Here is a 16,977-nt window from a genome sequence, read left to right as displayed (position 1 = left end):
CTAAGGAAAAATCTATATTCTTAAACAAGCTCTCATCAATACGTTGCTACAAATTCTTTTGTCGCAAAAGAGTAGAATATTTATTTTCTTAAAAATAGATTTCGTGCGCCAAACGATATGTGTTGGCATGTGCTTCTACAATATCAGCAATTTTGGGCGAATATCCCCCTCCCATACTGACAGAAACGGGAATATTGTTTTTTTTACATTCCCTAAAAACAAATAAATCTCGCTCTCTACATCCCTGCAAACTCACTCCCAAACGTCCTAATTTATCAGTTTCAAGTACATCTACACCAGATTGGAAAAATATAAATTGAGGTTCTTGTTCTTGAATAAGTTTAGGTAAGGTTTCCTTTAAGACTTTTAAATACGCCTTGTCGTCTGTTCCATCTTTTAGCTCAATATCTAAATCTGAATTTTCTTTTTTATAAGGATAATTTTTTTCTCCGTGCATACTGAATGTAAAAACTCGCTTTTCAGTTGAAAATATTTCTGCTGTTCCATTTCCTTGATGAACGTCTAAATCTACTACTAATATTTTATCAAAATTATATTCATCAATCAAATGATATGCTCCTAAAGCAATATCATTTAAAAGACAAAAACCTTCTCCATGTTCTGTAAAAGCGTGGTGTGTTCCTCCTGCAATATTCAAACTTACACCATATTTTAATGCAAATTCTGTGTTTTGGATTGTTCCTCCTGCAATCGTAATTTCTCTTTCTATGAGTTTTGCTGAAAGTGGAAAACCTGTTTTTCGCTCTTCTTTTTTCGTAAGTGAAAGTGTTTTGAGTTTGTTCCAATACTCTAGGGTATGCGCTCTCAAAATTTTCTCCTCTGAAATAGGTACTGGTTCAAAGAAATTTTCTTTTGTTGCTGTTCCTTCATAGATTAATTGCTCTGGCAACAACTCATATTTTAACATTGGAAAACGATGTTTTTCAGGCAAAGGATGTGCATAGATAGGAGAAAAAGCAATTTTAAGCATTTTTTTTGATAAATAGAGAAAGAAATAAGAAACCTAAACACAACAAAAAACCTTACTTTTTATGATTTTGTTTCAATAAAAAATAAGGTTTCTTTTGTTAAATTTCTACACCAATTACGAGTACATCATCCACTTGGTTATTGAACCCTTTCCAGTTTCGAAATGTTGTTCTTACCATTTTATGTTGTTCCTTAGTATCTTTGTTGTGCATAGAAAATAATAGTTCTCTAAAACTTTTTACCATAAATTTTCTATTCTTTTCTCCTCCAAACTGGTCTTGAAAACCATCTGTACAAAGCCAAAATTTAGTTTGATAGCCTTCTAATTCGACTCTATGTTTTTCAAACTTTCTTATTTCGTTCTCTTTTTGTTTTCCTCCTAATGCTCTTTTTGTGGCTTTTATAGATTGACAGATAGGAGTTTGGTCTTTATTTTTATCTAAATGCTTTTGTATATAATAGAAAGGATTCATTGCACCAGCATATTCCAAGTATTCAAATTTTGAATCTGTACTTTCTATATCATTTTTTTTGATAGAAACAATAACAGCATCCATTCCATCACGATTTGCAGTTTGTTCTTGTTGTAATGTATTTCGAATTCCTTTATGCAACTCTTCTAAAATCAAATCTGGAGAATAAATCTTTTTTACATTAATTGCATCACTAAGAATCTCGTGTCCAATCATTGACATAAATGCCCCCGGAACACCATGTCCTGTACAATCTAAAACAGCAAAAATAATATGTGTTCCTTTATCCTCAAAGAAATAAAAATCGCCACTTACAATATCACGAGGTTTATTGAAAATAAAAAAATTATCTAAAGAATGAGCAATGCACTCTTCTAAAGGAAGCATCGCTGTCTGAATCGTTTTGGCATAATTAATACTTGAAATAATATCCGTTTTTTGTTTGTTCAACTCCTTAACTGTTTCCTCCAAGTCAGACATAGTCTTTGAGAGAGCATCTCTTTGCGCCATAATTTCTTCGCTCTGTTGATGCGTTTCCTCATTTAGAGTTGTAAGTTCTTTATTTACTTTTTGTAGCTGCGAAGTTCTTTTCTGCACTTTTAGTTCTAAGGTTTCTTTTGCTTCTTTTTCTACGGTTATTAGTTCTTTTTGAGTAGCTTCTTTTTGTTTTCTGTACAAATTATATCTATCACTTAGAGCAAAAGAAAGGAATAATACCTCTAAACTAGCTCCTATTTCACCAGCATTGGCTGTCAAGAAATTAACTGGAAGAATACCTAAGTTTTTGAAGATTAAGGTTACAAGCCCACACACATAAAGAGAAAACGCTAAGATAAAAAAACGAGCTGATTTTTGACCTCTCTTAAAACAATAAATACTTGCCAATAAAACAATAATTAGCTCAAATAAACCTACAATATTTGTAAAAAAACCAATCTTTCCATACCAATAGGATTTTAGAAAAATAAATATTAGAACAAAACAACCCGCAAGAGTAAAAGATAAAAGTAAACGATAAAATACTAAACTATACTTTCGGACATCATTAAAATAAATAGTAAAAAGCGACAAACCTATCATTATAAGACTTGAACCAAATGGTACAAATTGATTCGCAAATAATGGATTTTGGGGAAATAAATATTGACCTTGATGCCCTGATAAAGAAAAAAATACAGTAAGAGAGCCAAAAATGGTAATGATATAATAGAGATAATTTAAGTCTTTTAGAGATAAGAAAACAAAGAAATTATAGGCTATCATAATACACAATATACCATAAAAAAGACCGTAACCTAGTTCATCTTTATTGGCTTTTACTTGATAATCTGATTTTGTAATAATCTCAAAAGGAACTTGTAAAGGCGTTTTGTTAGCAACTCTTAGATATAAAGTGCGTATAGTGGTATCACTAAAATTAAGTGGATATAAAAAATTTCTATTATTAATTAATCGCTCTATAAAAGGCTGTCTATCTCCAGTTTTATATACTGAATACTCATTTTGATTTGATTTTTGAAAATAAAAATCAACTTCATCTAGCATAGGAGAATTTACTAAGGCTAAATACTCATCTTGTTGTAGGTTAGAATTCTTTAATTTTACTTTTAGCCAAATCGTCGAAGTTGTAAAGCCATAGTTTAGAATGTCTTTATCAGAAGTTCGAAATTCTTTATCAAATTTTGAATTTTGTATTTCTTCAAAAGTGAGCTTTCCTGTTTTATCTTCGTAAAATAATCTATTTTTGCTTAAATCTAAAGTAGTTGTTTCGGCTACATCTAATACAGTTTGAGCATCAATTTTCAGGCTTACAAAAAAGAGTAAGAGACATACAGAAAAGACAAAGGGAGTTTTTCTTGACATAAAAATAATTATACAAAGGGAATGCTAAAGGGGAATTAACACTTACAATTTGTAAAAAAAAATGCTTATTTCAAAACACACCTGTGCTATTTTTTTTCTTTTCTTAACAAAAGAAAGGTTTTTTTTCGATAAATAAGAAGCCTAAACACAACAAAAAACCTTACTTTTTATGATTTTGTTTCAATAAAAAATAAGGTATTTTCTTGACAAAAAGACAAGGTAAAATAAAAACTAGAGCTTAGTCTTCGTCTTCATCTACTACTACTTCTTTTGCAAATTCTGCAATCATTTTACCTTTAAGATAAAGATTGCCTTCGTGATAATAAGCACGGTGTTGTAAATGCGCTTCACCTGTATTTGGACAGATAGAAATCGCTTTAGACTCACATTTGTGGTGTGTACGACGCTTATCACGGCGTGTTTTGGAAATTCGACTTTTAGGATGTGCCATAAGAATTTTACTAATTTTTTGAAAGAAAGACTGCAAAGATGACTATTTTTTGTCTAAAAACAGAATTTATCTGCCTATTTTTCAAAAAACAATCAATATATTTTTTAATTCTTTCTTTTAAGGTGTAACAATAGTATTTTTAGAGACCTGTTTCTGTATCTTGAAAAAAATAAATCTAGCTTTAACTTCTAGAGCTTCTAGTTTTGGTTATTTTTAAATTTTTTCAAAATATTCCAACGTGGGTCTATTTTGTCCTCTTCAGAAGAAGGTGTAGTATTATTTTTACTGCCCTTTTTATCTTCTTTATTTTTTTCAGAGGAATAAATGAAATTGATTTTTTTTGATTCAGATGAATTATCATCTAAGTTATCAGAATCTTCGCTTTCTCTATATTGGTCTGAATCATCTTCTAAAAAACGAGGATGCAACTTTTTCATTGGAATATCCAGCATCAAAAACTCGTGTAAAAGTTCGCCTACATTAATGCTTGGCGTTCTACGAGTTATCAAAACAATCTCTTCAGTAAGTTCTTTTTCTTCCTCACTATATTTGTAGAGAATTGTATCATTGACATCTACTTCATAATCAAATTCATCTAAAGAACGGTCACAGACCAGTTCTACAGTTCCATCAATAATAAAAGTAGCACGAATAAGTTGCTCATTTTTTTCTAAGATGACTTCTGCCTTGCAATTTCCTTTCTCAACAAACCCATTTTGATATTCCTTAAAATAAGAAAAAAAATGATTGTCTAAGTCAAAAGTAAATGAATGTGAGCCAAATTTGAGCGCAATAATATCAATTTCAAAAGTACGTAAATCTTTCACTTGATTTTAACTTTTTGATTAAGACAACAAAGATACTATTTTCTATCAAAAAAAACTCTTTTTTTACCCAAAAGATGACTTTTTATTAAAAAAAAATGTAATCAAATACATGAAGAACACATGAAGCAAAATTTTGCAAAACTCATTTTATTTTTGGATTTTACAATAAAATAAATTTAGTATTTCATTACTTAACTACTTCTCACAATGATAAATTATGTTTGTGTTTCTGATTTACACTTAGGCGCAGCTTCTAGCTTGATGACCTATGTCAATCCAAATAGCTTTCGAATAGACCCACAAAAACCCAGTCCAACCCTTGCAGAATGGGTACAATGTATGGATAAGATAATTGCTGAAACCAACCCAAAGGGAACAAAAAAGCCAAAACTTATTCTAAATGGCGATATTATGGAACTCGCTCTTTCCAACACCAATGAAACAGCTATGGCTTTTGAGCAGTTTATCAAACTGATTTTCCCAGCCGATAAAAGTAAAGAAGAATGGGTTTTTGATACAGAATTACATTTTTTACCTGGAAACCATGACCATCATTTGTGGGAAAAAGCCAGAGAAACGCAATACATAAATTATATCGAAAAAATTCCTCCAAATAGTAATTTGCCTATTCCTTGGCATACTACCAAAATGTATAACCCAAATCCTATTCCTGATTATTTTATGAATGGAATTATGCAAAGGCAACCTCATTTGAAAGAAGCCTGTGTTTGTGTTTCGACGATTTATCCGAATTATATCGTAACGAATGAAAGCAAGAGTAAAGGCGTAATTTTTTCACACGGGCATTATATAGAATCACTTTATACACTAATGAGTGATTTGAAAACGATGATTTTCCCTGACCGTTTGCGCCCTCAAGATATATGGGATATTGAAGCCGAAAACTTTGCTTGGATAGACTTTTTCTGGTCGACGATGGGGCGTTCTGGGGAAGTTGGGAAAGATATTGAAGTTATTTATAACAAAATGCAAGACCCAAAGGAAGTAAGAAAATTAACTGATAATTTGGCTGAAAGCATTGCAGAGCGTTGGCAAAAAGATAATAAAATTAAAGAAATAGCAACAGAGGGAGTTTTGAAATGGGCTTTGGGAGAAATTTTCGAGAAAATTGCAAATTCTGAACGTGGTGTTCCTCATAAAGTATTAGATGAAAAGACAAAAACAGGATTGACAGATTTCATTGAAAAACCTGTTTTATCACAAATGAGAGCTGAAATGAGACAAATACCTTCTCATTTGAGTTTTATTTTTGGACATACTCATAAGCCTTTTGAAAAAATGATGAATTTTAGTGGTTTTCCACAAGCTGTAAAAGTATATAATGATGGTGGCTGGGTTGTAGATACAGTTGAGCAACAAGCCTTTCACGGTGGTGCTGTTGTTTTGATAGATGATAATTTAGATTGTTTATCACTTCGAATGTATAATGAAGGCAAATATGAAGTTTCGGTAGCAGAAGCAAAATATGAAAATGAAGAGCATTCAGAGTTTTTCAATACAGTTTCTAAGCTCATAGACAATGAACACGAACCTTTTTCCAGTTTTTGTAACGTAATTGAAAAAGAAGTTGCCATTCGTCATGCTTATCTTCGCTCTAGTGTAAATAGTTAGAGGAAATTTTTTACAACTAAAAAAACCTAAGAATCTATTTAAAATTCTTAGGTTTTTTCATTAAAACTAACCGTCATTGATACTCAAATGAAGCCTTCAACGAGGTTTTAAAATCATTTATATTTTAAATACTCAAACGATTTTCAATTTCACCAACCAAAAATTCTCTCAACACATCAATTTCGATACTATCCAAAACTTCCTCTGCAAAGGCTTGTAATAATAATGCTTTTGCTTTTTGTTTCGGAATTCCTCTTGCTTGTAAATAAAATAGAGCCTCTTCATCTAGTTTTCCAGTTGTTGCACCGTGCGAACACTTTACGTCATCTGCCCAAATCTCTAATTGAGGTTTTGTATTTAAGATAGCATCATCAGAGAGCAAAACATTTTTATTTGATTGAAAGGCATTTGTCTTTTGTGCAGCTTGACGAACAAATATTTTTCCATTAAATACAGCTCTTGATTTTTCATCTAAAACTCCTTTATAGGTTTCGTTACTGTACGAATTTGGTCGTTGATGGTCAATTACGGTATGATTATCAACGTGCGTTTTGTCATTCAGTAAATAAAGTCCGTTCATGTAACTTTCACAATGCTCCCCAGAAACAATTCTCAAATCATTACGGATTAGTTTTCCTGCAAGAGAAATTGTCGTATTCGTAAAACTACTGTTATCAGCTTGATGAGCGTGTGTACTTCCTACTTGAAACTGACTTTTTGCATCAACTTGTATCTTCAAATGCTTTACATTTCCGTATTTCTCAATATTCACAGAAGTTACAATATTTGTCAAGTTTGGGTTTTCACCTTTTGTAATATAGTTTTCTACAACTGTACAACGGCTATTTTCCCCAACCGAAATATAATTTCTGACCTGCGAAAGCGTATTTTTCTGACTTGCATCATTTACAAAATAAACAAAAACAGGAAGTTCCATTTCTTGATTATCAGCCAGTTCGATTACATAACCATCAGTAGCAAAGGCTTCATTCACATCAGAAAAAATACTAACCGAATCACTTTCAAATTTATCAAAAACTGGATTGCTGCTTTCTAGTTCTGAAAGCGTTTTGATAATGATTTTATTTCCTGTTTCTTGCTCAGAAGTCTTTATAGAAGAGTGTTTCTCTGAAAAATGACCATTGATGAAAACAAGAATATGAGAGTTTAATTCTTTGTTTTTATTCAAAAAGTAATCAAATTCATTCAAATTCATATCAGAATCTAATGAATCTCCTTTACTTTGTAAGTCAAATTTATTGGAAAGAATAGATTTAATTTCCGTGAACTTCCATTCTTCATCTTTTATTGTAGGAAAAGAATTTCTTTCAATAGCTTCTAAGGCTGTTTTTTTGGCAACAGAAATTTTGTCTGTTCCTGTAATCTCGCTTACTTTTTCAGCTAATTCTTCAAAAGGAGCTAAAAAAGTAGATTTTATATCGTCTAAGGTAGTTGTCATAAATGGTGGTATTTTTTGTTGTTGGTCTCGCTAGGCTAAAACACCAACAACGGCAAATTATTATTAAACCGTCGTTGAGGCTTCGCCGTCAAACGAGGTACAAATTCATTACTGGTAATTGCTTACTATTTACTGGTAACTGAATTTACTTCTTCTTTTATCCAATCATAACCTTTTGCCTCCAATTCTAAAGCAAGTTCTTTCGTACCTGATTTTACGATACGTCCATTATATAAAACGTGAACAAAATCGGGAACAATATAATCTAATAATCTTTGATAGTGAGTAACTACAATAACTGCATTGTCTTTATTTTTGAAATGATTAACGCCATTAGAGACAATTTTGAGTGCATCGATATCTAATCCTGAATCTGTTTCATCCAAAATAGCTAATTTTGGTTCTAACATTGCCATCTGAAAAATTTCATTTCTCTTTTTCTCTCCACCCGAGAAACCTTCATTCAAAGCTCTTGTAAGAAGTGAAGAATCCATTTCCATTTCGGCAGCTTTTGCTTTCATCAACTTCAAAAACGAAACTGCGTCAAGCTCTTCTTCTCCTCTATATTTACGGATTTCGTTTACAGCCGTTTTCATAAAAGTAGCATTACTTACTCCTGGAATTTCGATAGGATATTGAAAAGCTAAAAATATTCCTTCTCCTGCACGTTCTTCTGGCGCAAGGTCTAAAAGGTCTTTTCCTTCAAACTCTACGTTTCCTTCAGTTACTTCATATTCTTCTCTTCCTGCCAAAACAGATGCTAAGGTACTTTTACCAGAACCATTGGGTCCCATAATAGCATGAACTTCTCCAGCTTTTACTTCAAGATTAAGTCCTTTCAAAATTTGTTTTTCGCCTGCATCTGTGTCGATACTAGCTTGTAAGTTTTTTATATTGAGCATTTTTGAATGTTTTCTTTTTATAAAAAGGTCAGATTATAAATTATTTAGACTAAATGTAAACTAACTATAATTTGGGTGCAAAGTTCGTAAACTATTAAAGGAAATGCAATTTTTATGATTTTTTTTATGTAAAAGACATTTTATGTTAGAGAATAAGTTGCTACTAAATTTTGTAAAATATAATTTCCTCTTTTCTTTCGTATTAGGGTTCTAACTAAAATTCGTATTTTTGAAAATCAATTTATAAAAAGACCTTTTTTCAATTTAATAACACACACAAATTTTATGAGAGAATTACTAGAAAAATTTGAGAATAAACATCCAGAAATAGTTTTTGAATGGCACGACCAACACACTGAAGCTGTCGGTTGGGTAGTCATCAATTCACTTCGTGGAGGTGCAGCAGGTGGAGGAACACGTATGCGTGTTGGCTTAGACAAACGTGAAGTAGAATCACTTGCCAAAACAATGGAAATCAAATTTAGCGTTTCGGGTCCTGCCATTGGAGGTGCAAAATCAGGAATCAATTTTGATCCAAAAGACCCACGCAAAGAAGAAGTTTTGAATCGTTGGTACAAAGCTGTAGCTCCTCTTTTGAAAAACTATTACGGAACGGGTGGCGATATGAATGTTGATGAAATCCACGAAGTAATTCCGATTACAGAAGATTGTGGGATTTGGCATCCACAAGAAGGTGTTTTTACAGGACACTTTCAACCAACAGAGCCACAAAAAATTAATCGTATCGGACAGCTTCGTTATGGCGTAATCAAAGTTTTGGAAGATGAAAAATATACGCCTTCTCTAAAAAGAAAATATACAGTTGCTGATATGGTAACAGGCTATGGCGTAGCATGTGGTGTTTTCCATTTTTATGATATTTGGGGAAAAGGAGAAGAAGATTATAAAGGAAAACGAGCAATTATTCAAGGTTGGGGAAATGTAGCGAGTGCAGCAGCTTTTTATTTGGCTCAAAAAGGAGTAAAAGTAGTTGGTATTTTGGATAAAGAAGGCGCACTTCTGAAAGAAGACGGTTTTTCTTTCGAAGAGATTGTACAGTTATTTTTGGATAAGAATGGAAATCAATTAAATGCTACAAATATGCTTTCTTTTGAAGAAGCAGAACAAAAAATTTGGGATTTTGGTGTAGAAATATTTATTCCTGCTGCAGCTTCAAGATTAGTTCAGCAATCTCAAATCGAAAGAATGATAAAAGGTGGCTTAGAAGTAGTTTCTTGTGGTGCAAATGTTCCTTTTGCAGATAAAGAAATTTTCTTAGGAAAAACATTAGAATATGCTGATAAAAATGTAGCTATCATTCCAGATTTTATTGCTAACTGTGGAATGGCTCGTGTTTTTGCTTACCTAATGAGTGATGATGATGTAGATATGTCTGACGAAGGAATTTTTGAAGATACTTCAACAATCATAAAAAATGCTCTTCAAAAAACGCATACAAGAAATCAGAAAAAGACAGGCTTGGTAGAAACTTCTTTCGAAATTGCGTTAGAGCAATTAGTTTAAAACCTGTATTTGTTGGTGTCGATGCGCTAAAACACCAACAAAGGCTGGATTAACTGATTAGCGAGTGATTTATATGATTTTTAAGATAAATACAACTGAAATTCAGTGAGGCTAAATAACAATATCTTTTAATATTTATTTTTATTGTATTATCCTGTAATTATCATAGTAATCATAAAAATCACTTGCTAATAACTTTTACTACTTCTTTGCTTTTTTTATTTTATTTTTTTCTTTAAAAGCTGACTATTTCGATATAATCTCCTACTTCTAATTTGTGTACTACATCCATTCCATTTATTACTTTTCCAAAAATGGTATAACGTCCGTCTAAATGTGGTGTAGGCGAATGCGTAATAAAAAATTGACAACTTTCTGTGTCTTTTCCTGCTGATGCCATTCCTAAATATCCCTCATCATCATAATAAAAAGTAGAAAACTCAGAACGAATTGTATAATCTACACTTCCCCAGCCGTCGCCTCGTGGGTCGCCTCCCTGCACTACAAAATTTGGAACAACCCTATGAAACTTCTTTTTATTAAAAAAACCTGTTCCTGCTAAAGTTACAAAACTTACTACTGTTGCAGGAGCTTCTTCTGTAAAAAGTGAAACTATTACTTCTCCTTTATTTGTCTTTAAAGTAACAGAATTTCGTGCATCTAGTGTATTGATAAGCTTCCAATCAATTTCTTTTGTAGGTGGAAGTGGTGGGCTTTGAGTGGCTTTACCTGTATAAAACTCTATTGTCTTGCTGACCTCTTGATAGGTTTCTATTTCCTTTGGCAAAACTAATTTTTCTCTTGCTTCTGTCAGTAGATTTACTATTTCTTTTATTTTATATTTATATATATTCTCTTTCAAATTCTCGTTCATAAGTCCACTTGCAGCTAAGGCAATTGTACCCACATCACCTGAACTAATGGCAAACTCAAAACCTTCAGTTATATTTTTGAATAACTTCTTTTCCTCTTTATTAAATTTTGGCTTCGGATTTTGTGCTAAAAAAATAGTTGCACTATTTAAGAGAGCCTCTGTTGCTGCTGTTCGCAAAAGATGACTTTCAGTAGTTTCTAATGTATCTAAAATTAAGTCTATGTTTTGTGGACTTTCAGAGAGAGACTTCAATAAAGCCATTTTTTCATATATATTTTTAGATGAATCTAGCAAAGAAATAGTTTTTTGAGAAGCTATATTTTCTTTTCGCTCTGTTTTGATAATACCTGCTAAAAGATTTGCACGAGTTCTGTAATTAGTCGTTTTTTCTACCCATTCTAAGTATAGTTTAGAATCTGTCAAACGAGCTAGATTTTTGAGTGTTTGGGAAGCTACAACTTGAAGGTTTGGATTTTTGGAATTAATATAATTTCCAATTACTTTTTTGATTTTTGGAGAAGCATCAAACTTTCCAAGCGAACGAATAACTGAAATTTTGACTAAATAATTTTCATCTGTTTTATCCAAAATCTTAATCAAAAAGTCTTCATTTTCTTTTGTCTGTATTGCTCCCAAAGCCTGTGCAGCATTCGAACGCACAAATAACTGTGAGTCCTTATCAGCCTTGTTTTTCAGCGTTTCATAGAAATCACTTTGTTTTTTTCCTTGAATAGAATCAGCTTCGGTTTTAGGAATCACTTTATCAGCAAGACGAGCAAAATAAGCCGATGCCATCAAACGAACAGTATAGTTTTGTTTTGGAGGAGTCAGAAAATCAAGCATTAAAAGAGTAGCAGAATCCGAAACTACTCGCTCATCTATTTTTGGTTTGGTAGCAGCACGATAAATTCCTATTGTTTGTCCTACTCTCAAAGTATCGTTTTCATAATTTTTTAGTGCCAGAAATTGTAATCCTTTTTTAGTAGCACTTTTTCCAATGGCTTCTAAAAGTCGTTGTTGAACGTTGGCATCATAATTTCCTTTTTCTTGCATTTGAGTTACTTTTTTTATCAATAACTCTTCACTACTTGTAGCCCAAAACTGACCAATTGCTGTTGCAGCAGCTAATCTGACAGAAGGCTGCTTGTCGTTCAATAATTCTAACAAAGGTTGCAAAAAGCTACTATCTTGAAGTGAAGCAAAAGTAAGAGCTGCATGTTTTCTGTATTTTTCTTGTGAATCTGATAAAAATGTAGCTACCGTTTTGGCATCTCTTCGGTTGGCTGCATCATAAATTTCTTGAAGTTTTTCATCAGAATGGAAAACATTACGCTTTATAAACTTTTCCAAATCCTTTGGAGGCTCTGACATTTTATCAGGCGTACAAGAAACTTCTAGAAATAAAAAAATAAAAAACAGACTTGAAAGAATAGCAGAATACGAAAATTTCATAAGATTAGAAATAGGAAATAGAAGAATCAAAATAGCGAAAAAATTTCTTTGCCTAATTTACCAATTATTTATTCATTTGTAAACTTTGTTTTTAGAAACATTCAAAATCCAAATCAGATTGTAAACATTTCCAGTATCCGAGATTTATAGGTTTAGATTTCATTAATAGTCATTTTCTAAAAAGATAAACCCAAGCAATTTTGTATCTTTGTTATAAAACACTATTTTTAGTAGATAGTTATTCCTCTTATAATCAGATTTTTATACTCTTTCAATTACTCCCTTCTATTTAAATGAGAAATTATTTACCTCTTTCACTTTTCTTCTCTTTTATTTTCGTATTTCAATTCTTATTTTTCATTTCTACTAATTCTTTCGCACAAGATGAATATACACGAGATGGAAAGAAAGTAAGTGTAGAGAAGTATCTTTCTATGTCTAAAGAAAGAGAAAACGAAGGAGATTATAGAGGAGCGAGTGATTATCTTAATAAAGCAGCACTCATAAAATGGGAAGCCAAAGAATTGCGTCCTGCCATCAATTTTTTTCAACATTCCTTACAATTTAATGAAAAAGTAAACAATGAGAGTGGAATGTATGGAATTTATAGCAATCTAGCTATGATTTATGCAGATTTAGCGATGTATGATTCTTCACTTCATTTTTTCCAAAAAACATTAGAAGGAAGGCGCAAAAAATCAGAAAATGTAACTATTATTTCTTCACTTGTCAATATTTCTGTTGTCCTAAATAATCTCAAACGATATGATGAGTCTGCTAAGTTCTTAAAAGAAGCTTTAGCCTTAGCGCAAGAGATGAATGATGTTGCACAAATGAGAAGCTGTTATGGAATGCTTGCAGAAACCTATGAAAAAGCTGGTAATGATGAGCAAAAAACGTATTATTTTAATCTTTACAAGAGCTTTAATGAGCTTTTACAAAAACGAAAAATAGAAAAAGTAGAAACAGACTTAGATAGAGAAAAACTGAAAGCTGAAGTATTAGCTCTTCAAAAACAAAAACTAGATTTAGAGTTAATAAATCAAGGATTAGAATTACAACAAAAAACAGAAATTGTTGAGAGTCAGCAGGATAGTTTAGGAAACCTAACAGAAAAATATACAAAACAAGAACTTGCTCTTCAACTGCTAAAGGAAAAGGCAAACGTCGAACGTGCCGAAAATGAAAACCGTATTCAAGAGCAAAAAGCAATTACAAGAACAGCTATTTTAATTGCATTTTTTATTTTGGTCATTAGTGGTCTTTTATTTTATTTTTATATTCGAAAACGAGAACAAAATAAACGTTTAGCAGAGCAGCGTAATCAGTTACAAGAACAAGCTATTTTATTAGAAGAACAGCAAGAAGAATTAGAAACTCAAAAAGCACTTGTAGAAAATCAGCGAGACAAACTAAAGGCAAGTAATGGAGTAAAGGACAAGTTATTTTCTATTATTTCGCACGACCTTCGTACGCCTTTTACATCTGTAAATGGTTATCTGACACTCATTAAATACGGAGCTTTGAGCCTAGAAGAAGTTACTACACTTGCAGCAGAAGTCAAGATTTCTGTCGACCACCACTTAGAAACCTTGAATAATGTTTTGGAGTGGTCTAAAGCACAAATGCAAGGACTAAAACCAACACCTAAAAACATTGATTTGAATCAGATTGCCCAAAATCAACAAAAATTCTTCAAATCTCTAGCACAAAGCAAAGAAATAGAAATTATAAATCAAGTAGGTGAAAAAACAAGAGTAGTGGCAGACCCAAATCAAATTGATGTTATTTTGAGAAATTTAGTAGGTAACGCACTCAAATTTACACCCAATGAAGGAAAAGTTAGTATTTCTTCAGTCGTAAAAAATGATTCTGTAATTATTTCTGTAACTGATACAGGAATTGGAATGAGCAAAGAAAACCTAAACAAACTTTTCAAAAAAGATGAGCATTTTACTACTCAAGGAACAAACAATGAAGCAGGAACAGGATTAGGATTGCTTTTATGTAGAGATTTTGTAGAAGCTAATGGAGGAAAAATAAGTGTAGAGAGTGAAGAAGGTAAGGGAACAAGCTTCATATTTGATTTGCCTCTTGCCCAGCAGCTTTATGAAGTAAATGAATAATAATGACCTAGATGTAGCGACTTAAAACTTTAATTCGTAATTTTGAGATCTAATCAAGGCACTTTATTCATCACTAAATATAATCACGACAAAAAATGAAAGTAAACGTAGATAAAAAACTTATTGAAGATATTTCACACCTTTCTCGTTTGGAATTTTCGGAAGAAGACAAAACAGCAATGGCAGATGATTTGAACGAAATTTTGGGCTGGGTAGAACAGCTAAACGAAATTGATACTTCAACTACATTACCACTTACTCATATTTCGGAGGAAGTAAATGTAATGAGAAACGACGAAATTTCGAATGTTCTTTCACACGAAAAAGCTCTCAAAAATGCGCCAAAGAAAGATTCTGATTATTTCAGAACACCAAAAGTTATAGAATAAAAAAGCTTACTTTTTCTATTTTATTTTACAATAAAGAAATAGGCATGATAACCTTTATATAAACACATGAACACTACAAAAACTAACAAAAAAGTCCTTTTAATGATTTTGGACGGTTGGGGAATTGCTCAAAACAAAAAAGTATCAGCCATTGACGCAGCCAAAACACCCTTTGTAGATAGTCTGTATTCTAATTACCCAAACTCAAGACTTCGAACTGATGGCGAGTTTGTAGGACTTCCAAACGGACAGATGGGAAATTCAGAAGTCGGACATATGAATATTGGCGCAGGAAGGGTAGTTTATCAAAACTTGGCTCGTATAAATTCTACCATCAAAGATAATGAATTAGGTAAAAATCAAATCTTACAAAAAGCCTTTCATTATGCAAAAGAACAAGGCGTAAAACTTCATTTTATAGGTTTGATTTCTGATGGTGGTGTTCATTCGCATACTTCACACTTAAAAGCCTTAACTTCTTTAGCAACAGAAGCAGGGCTGAAAGATATTTTTATTCATGGCTTTACAGATGGAAGAGATACAGACCCAAATTCAGGAAAAGACTTTCTAAAAGATTTGGAAAGTCATTTGAAGAAAACAAATGCAAAAATAGCTTCTCTAATTGGTCGTTATTATGCAATGGATAGAGATAATCGTTGGGAAAGAGTGAAACTTTCCTATGATGCGATGGTAAAAGGAGAAGGCAAAAAAGTAAAAGATATGATTTCAGCATTGCAAGAATCGTATAAAGAGGGAGTTACAGATGAGTTTTTGAAACCAATTATCAAGACAGATGAAAATAATAAGCCTTTAGCTAAAATAGAAAAAGATGATGTCGTTATTGCTTTTAATTTTCGTACAGATAGATGTAGAGAAATAACACAGGCTCTGAGTCAGCAAGATTTTGAGGAGCAAGGAATGAAAAGATTAGATTTGTATTACGTTACCATGACTAATTACAATAAAGATTTTAAAAATGTAAAAGTCATTTTTGATGATATAAATCTGAATAACACCCTAGGGGAAGTTTTGGAAAATAATAACAAAACCCAACTTCGTGCAGCAGAAACTGAAAAATATCCTCATGTTACTTTCTTTTTTTCTGGAGGAAGAGAAAAGCAGTTTGACGGCGAAAACAGAATCATGTGTGCTTCTCCAAAAGTAGCGACCTATGATTTACAGCCCGAAATGAGTGCTTTTGAGCTGAAAGATAAAGTCATAGATGATTTGAATGAAAACAAACCTGATTTTGTGTGTCTGAATTTTGCCAATCCTGATATGGTCGGACATACAGGAGTTTTCAAAGCTGCTGTAAAAGCTTGTGAAACAGTAGATTCTTGTGCAAAAGAAGTTTCGGAAGCAGCTTTAAAAAATGACTATCAAGTTATCATTATTGCAGACCACGGAAATGCCGACAAAATGAAAAATGAAGATGGAACACCAAATACAGCACATACAACAAATGAAGTTCCGATGTTTTTGCTCTCTCCTAACTCTATTGGGGATTCAGTTAACAATAATTACTCTCTTAAAAACGGAAAATTAGGAGACATTGCACCTACTATTTTGAATTTGATGCAAGTAGAAATTCCAAAAGAAATGACTGGAGAAGTTATTGTAAGCAATAGCGTAGAACGTGTTTTATCTTAAAAAAGAAGACATTTTTCATATAAAAAGCCTTATTTCTAGCTTAGAAATAAGGCTTTTTGTCTTATGAAATCATCAATCAAAATCAGATATTTTTATTTTATGGCTAATTCTTGACTAAACTTTGAAAGTAATTTATCACAAAGTGAACGATTCATCAAATGTGCATAAATTTGTGGTGTAATATCACGCAGACGTTTTGAAGAGCCGTCTTTGAACTCAATGTCAAGTGTTTTTTCTGCTAAATTATAAGCAGCAGAGCGAATCATTTGATAAGAAAATGGGAAGTGTCTCATGGTAGTGTGATTTTGTGTAAAGGATAAAGTAATTATTTCTTCTTTTTAATGGCTAAGTTAAACTGTTCATAA

13 protein-coding genes are annotated in these 16,977 nt (G+C 32.1%); 5 read left to right on the top strand and 8 right to left on the bottom strand.

Annotation, left to right across the window (positions count from 1 at the left end; genetic code table 11):
- Window positions 1-88 precede the first annotated feature (88 nt).
- The 4 genes from WAF17_RS18440 to WAF17_RS18425 all read right to left on the bottom strand — a co-directional run bounded on the left by WAF17_RS18440 (window position 89) and on the right by WAF17_RS18425 (window position 4,604).
- Window positions 89-991, bottom strand: coding sequence for a histone deacetylase (locus WAF17_RS18440; RefSeq protein WP_338762849.1), 903 nt, complete (start codon window positions 989-991; stop codon window positions 89-91).
- Window positions 992-1,088: 97 nt separating this feature from the next.
- Entirely contained in the window at window positions 1,089-3,326 is a 2,238-nt protein-coding gene (locus WAF17_RS18435) for a 7TM diverse intracellular signaling domain-containing protein (protein WP_338762846.1), read from the bottom strand.
- A 238-nt stretch (window positions 3,327-3,564) separates the two neighbouring features.
- Window positions 3,565-3,777 carry a 50S ribosomal protein L32 gene (rpmF, locus tag WAF17_RS18430; RefSeq protein ID WP_338762843.1) on the bottom strand — a complete coding sequence of 71 codons (213 nt, stop codon included), beginning with the start codon at window positions 3,775-3,777 and terminating at the stop codon, window positions 3,565-3,567.
- Window positions 3,778-3,974: 197 nt separating this feature from the next.
- Window positions 3,975-4,604 (bottom strand): DUF177 domain-containing protein, encoded by a 630-nt coding sequence (locus WAF17_RS18425; RefSeq protein WP_338762840.1) that lies wholly within the window; start codon window positions 4,602-4,604, stop codon window positions 3,975-3,977.
- Window positions 4,605-4,811: 207 nt separating this feature from the next.
- Here WAF17_RS18425 and WAF17_RS18420 point away from each other — a divergent pair, with 207 nt between their 5' ends.
- Complete coding sequence (locus tag WAF17_RS18420; protein ID WP_338762837.1) at window positions 4,812-6,236, top strand: metallophosphoesterase; 1,425 nt, start codon at window positions 4,812-4,814, stop codon at window positions 6,234-6,236.
- A 124-nt stretch (window positions 6,237-6,360) separates the two neighbouring features.
- On the opposite strand, the gene sufD is transcribed toward WAF17_RS18420, so the two are convergent.
- A complete protein-coding gene (sufD, locus tag WAF17_RS18415; RefSeq protein WP_338762834.1) occupies window positions 6,361-7,695 on the bottom strand; it encodes a Fe-S cluster assembly protein SufD in 1,335 nt (444 codons plus the stop codon).
- Between the two features lie 125 nt (window positions 7,696-7,820).
- Entirely contained in the window at window positions 7,821-8,597 is a 777-nt protein-coding gene (sufC, locus tag WAF17_RS18410; RefSeq protein WP_338762831.1) for a Fe-S cluster assembly ATPase SufC, read from the bottom strand.
- 285 nt (window positions 8,598-8,882) lie between these two features.
- Between sufC and WAF17_RS18405 the strand changes: the two genes are divergently transcribed.
- Complete coding sequence (locus WAF17_RS18405) at window positions 8,883-10,121, top strand: Glu/Leu/Phe/Val dehydrogenase dimerization domain-containing protein (RefSeq protein ID WP_338762828.1); 1,239 nt, start codon at window positions 8,883-8,885, stop codon at window positions 10,119-10,121.
- Window positions 10,122-10,356: 235 nt separating this feature from the next.
- On the opposite strand, the gene WAF17_RS18400 is transcribed toward WAF17_RS18405, so the two are convergent.
- On the bottom strand, window positions 10,357-12,447 hold the full coding sequence (locus WAF17_RS18400) for a peptidylprolyl isomerase (protein ID WP_338762825.1): 2,091 nt from the start codon (window positions 12,445-12,447) through the stop codon (window positions 10,357-10,359).
- A 293-nt stretch (window positions 12,448-12,740) separates the two neighbouring features.
- On the opposite strand from WAF17_RS18400, the gene WAF17_RS18395 reads away from it, so the two are divergent.
- The 3 genes from WAF17_RS18395 (at window position 12,741) to gpmI (ending at window position 16,612) form a co-directional block, all read left to right on the top strand.
- The gene (locus tag WAF17_RS18395; RefSeq protein ID WP_338762823.1) at window positions 12,741-14,573 is read left to right on the top strand and encodes a tetratricopeptide repeat-containing sensor histidine kinase; all 1,833 of its coding nucleotides are present in this window, start codon (window positions 12,741-12,743) and stop codon (window positions 14,571-14,573) included.
- A gap of 95 nt (window positions 14,574-14,668) precedes the next feature.
- Window positions 14,669-14,962, top strand: a complete 294-nt coding sequence (gene gatC, locus WAF17_RS18390) for an Asp-tRNA(Asn)/Glu-tRNA(Gln) amidotransferase subunit GatC (RefSeq protein WP_338762820.1) — start codon at window positions 14,669-14,671, stop codon at window positions 14,960-14,962.
- Between the two features lie 66 nt (window positions 14,963-15,028).
- Window positions 15,029-16,612 (top strand): 2,3-bisphosphoglycerate-independent phosphoglycerate mutase, encoded by a 1,584-nt coding sequence (gpmI, locus tag WAF17_RS18385; protein WP_338762818.1) that lies wholly within the window; start codon window positions 15,029-15,031, stop codon window positions 16,610-16,612.
- Window positions 16,613-16,704: 92 nt separating this feature from the next.
- On the opposite strand, the gene WAF17_RS18380 is transcribed toward gpmI, so the two are convergent.
- On the bottom strand, window positions 16,705-16,905 hold the full coding sequence (locus WAF17_RS18380; RefSeq protein ID WP_338762815.1) for a KTSC domain-containing protein: 201 nt from the start codon (window positions 16,903-16,905) through the stop codon (window positions 16,705-16,707).
- Window positions 16,906-16,977: the final 72 nt, after the last annotated feature.

The organism is Bernardetia sp. ABR2-2B (assembly GCF_037126435.1).
Taxonomy (GTDB): domain Bacteria; phylum Bacteroidota; class Bacteroidia; order Cytophagales; family Bernardetiaceae; genus Bernardetia.
Note: the sequence above shows the minus strand (reverse complement) of the source record. Positions and strands in the feature narration are given on the sequence as shown.

What these genes read in the sequence shown, in the direction of transcription:
- WAF17_RS18440 (WP_338762849.1), bottom strand. Translation starts at nt 991, where the DNA reads ATGCTTAAAATTGCTTTTTCTCCTATCTATGCACATCCTTTGCCTGAA.
- WAF17_RS18435 (WP_338762846.1), bottom strand. Translation starts at nt 3,326, where the DNA reads ATGTCAAGAAAAACTCCCTTTGTCTTTTCTGTATGTCTCTTACTCTTT.
- rpmF (WP_338762843.1), bottom strand. Translation starts at nt 3,777, where the DNA reads ATGGCACATCCTAAAAGTCGAATTTCCAAAACACGCCGTGATAAGCGT.
- WAF17_RS18420 (WP_338762837.1), top strand. Translation starts at nt 4,812, where the DNA reads ATGATAAATTATGTTTGTGTTTCTGATTTACACTTAGGCGCAGCTTCT.
- sufD (WP_338762834.1), bottom strand. Translation starts at nt 7,695, where the DNA reads ATGACAACTACCTTAGACGATATAAAATCTACTTTTTTAGCTCCTTTT.
- sufC (WP_338762831.1), bottom strand. Translation starts at nt 8,597, where the DNA reads ATGCTCAATATAAAAAACTTACAAGCTAGTATCGACACAGATGCAGGC.
- WAF17_RS18405 (WP_338762828.1), top strand. Translation starts at nt 8,883, where the DNA reads ATGAGAGAATTACTAGAAAAATTTGAGAATAAACATCCAGAAATAGTT.
- WAF17_RS18400 (WP_338762825.1), bottom strand. Translation starts at nt 12,447, where the DNA reads ATGAAATTTTCGTATTCTGCTATTCTTTCAAGTCTGTTTTTTATTTTT.
- WAF17_RS18395 (WP_338762823.1), top strand. Translation starts at nt 12,741, where the DNA reads ATGAGAAATTATTTACCTCTTTCACTTTTCTTCTCTTTTATTTTCGTA.
- gatC (WP_338762820.1), top strand. Translation starts at nt 14,669, where the DNA reads ATGAAAGTAAACGTAGATAAAAAACTTATTGAAGATATTTCACACCTT.
- gpmI (WP_338762818.1), top strand. Translation starts at nt 15,029, where the DNA reads ATGAACACTACAAAAACTAACAAAAAAGTCCTTTTAATGATTTTGGAC.
- WAF17_RS18380 (WP_338762815.1), bottom strand. Translation starts at nt 16,905, where the DNA reads ATGAGACACTTCCCATTTTCTTATCAAATGATTCGCTCTGCTGCTTAT.